Source organism: Actinoallomurus acaciae (assembly GCF_042429965.1).
Classification (GTDB): Bacteria; Actinomycetota; Actinomycetes; order Streptosporangiales; family Streptosporangiaceae; genus Actinoallomurus; species Actinoallomurus acaciae.
The window spans coordinates 1-2,036 of the sequence record NZ_JBHLZP010000893.1; the positions used below are offsets into that span (position 1 = coordinate 1).

Below are 2,036 nucleotides of genomic sequence, written 5' to 3' on the forward strand. Positions count from 1 at the left end.
GCCGCCCGCGGGCGGGATCCGGCGCCGTCGCGCCGTGTCCGCGCACGCCGCCGGTACGGTACGCCGCATCGCGCGGGAGGAGCACGCCTCGCCGTACATGGTGCTGCTTGCGGCGGCGGCGCGGCTGCTGCACGGGTTCGGCGCCACCGGCCGGATCCCGTTCGGCGCACCGGTGGTGAGCCGGCCCCGGCCGGAGTTCGAACCGCTCGTGGGCAACTTCGGCAACGTCGTCGTCCTGCCCGTCGACGTGGGCCCGGCGGGTGGGCGTGGGTTCCGCGAGCTCGTCCGCCACGTACGCGACGTGTGCACCGAGGCGTACGAGCACCAGGACGTGCCGTTCGAGACGGTCGTGGAGGACCTGCGCCGCGCCGGCGGCGACCCGCGCCCGTTCGACGTGATGTTCTCCCACCGCACCGGGCTGCTGCGCGGCCTGGACCTGCCCGGGGTCCGCTGCGCCGAGCACCCGGTGTACGCGGGCACCGCCCGGTTCGACCTCGTCCTGGAGGTCGCCGACGACGCCACCGGCGGCGACGGGATGACCGTCACGGTGACGACCCGCGACGACATGTTCACGGCCACCACCACGCAGCGGATCGCCGATCGGTTCGCGCACCTGATCGAGGCGCTCGACGCGCGTCCAGAAGGGACATCCTCCATGTCCGTCCCCACGCCCGGCTACGACCCCGACCTCGACATCGCGATCGTCGCCATGGAGGGCCGCTTTCCCGGCGCCCCCACCCTCGAACGCTTCTGGGAGAACCTCGCGGCGGGCCGTGAGGCGGCCGTGCCCTTCACCGACGAGGAGTTCCTCGCGGCCGGCCACGACCCGGCGGCGCTGGAGGATCCCGCCCTGGTCAAGGTCGAGGCGACGGTGGAGGGCATCGACCTGTTCGACGCCGACTTCTTCGGCTACCGGCCGACGGAGGCCGAGCTCATCGACCCGCAGCAGCGACTCTTCCTCGAATGCGTTTACCACGCGCTCCAGCAGGCCGGATACTCACCGCGTGAGCATCCCGGCTCGATCGGGGTGTACGCGGGCGCCAGCCAGAGCCGTTACTTCCTCACCCACGTCCACCCGCATCTGAGCGACGCCGCCAACTCGTTGGTGCTGCTGCCCGCCATCGCCGGCAACTCGCCGAGCGCCCTGGCCACCCGCGTGTGTTACGAGCTGGGTCTGACCGGGCCGGGCATCACCGTCGCAAGCGCCTGCTCGACGTCCCTCGTCGCCGTCCACCTGGCCTGCCGGGACCTGCTCGACCACCAGTGCGACATCGCCGTCGCGGGCGGTGCCTCGCTCAACGCGCTGCCGAAGCAGGGCTATCAGCACGTGCCCGGCGGGCCGCTGTCGCCCGACGGCCGCTGCCGGCCGTTCGACGCCGCCGCGGACGGCATGTTCCCCGGACACGGCCTGGGCGTCATCGTGCTCAAGCGCCTCTCCGACGCGCTCGCCGACGGCGACACGATCCGGGCGGTGGTCAAGGGGTCGGCGGTCAACAACGACGGGGACCGCAAGGTCGGCTTCACCGCGCCGAGCGCCCCCGGCCAGACCGAGGTCATCCTCGCCGCCCACGCGGCCGCGGGGATCGAGGCGGAGTCGGTCTCCTACGTGGAGGCCCACGGCACGGGTACGCCGGTCGGCGATCCGATCGAGCTGCGCGCCCTCGTCGACGCGTTCGCCGGCTCCACCGGGTGCCTCCTGGGCTCGGTGAAGGCCAACATCGGGCACCTGGACGCCGCCGCAGGCGTCGCCGGCCTCATCAAGACCGTGCTCGCGCTCGAGAACGAGCTCGTGCCGCCCAGCCCGTACTTCACCCGGCCCAACCCGCTCGTGCCGTCCGGGCCGTTCACGGTCAGCGCCGAGCCCACTCCCTGGCCGCGCACGCCCGGCGCCCCGCGGCGGGCCGGGGTCAGCTCCTTCGGCACCGGCGGCACCAACGCGCACCTCGTCCTGCAGGAGGCGCCCCCGTACGTACCGCCGGAGCAGGCGGGGCGCGCCGAGCTGGTGACCGTGTCGGCCCGCTCGCCCGAGGCGCTCG

Annotated in this window: 1 protein-coding gene; it reads left to right on the forward strand. The window is 73.7% G+C overall.

Annotated elements, in window-relative coordinates; genetic code table 11:
• Positions 1-34 precede the first annotated feature (34 nt).
• A partial coding sequence (locus tag ACFFNX_RS48565) for a beta-ketoacyl synthase N-terminal-like domain-containing protein (RefSeq protein ID WP_378213225.1) occupies positions 35-2,036 on the forward strand: 2,002 nt, incomplete at its 3' end.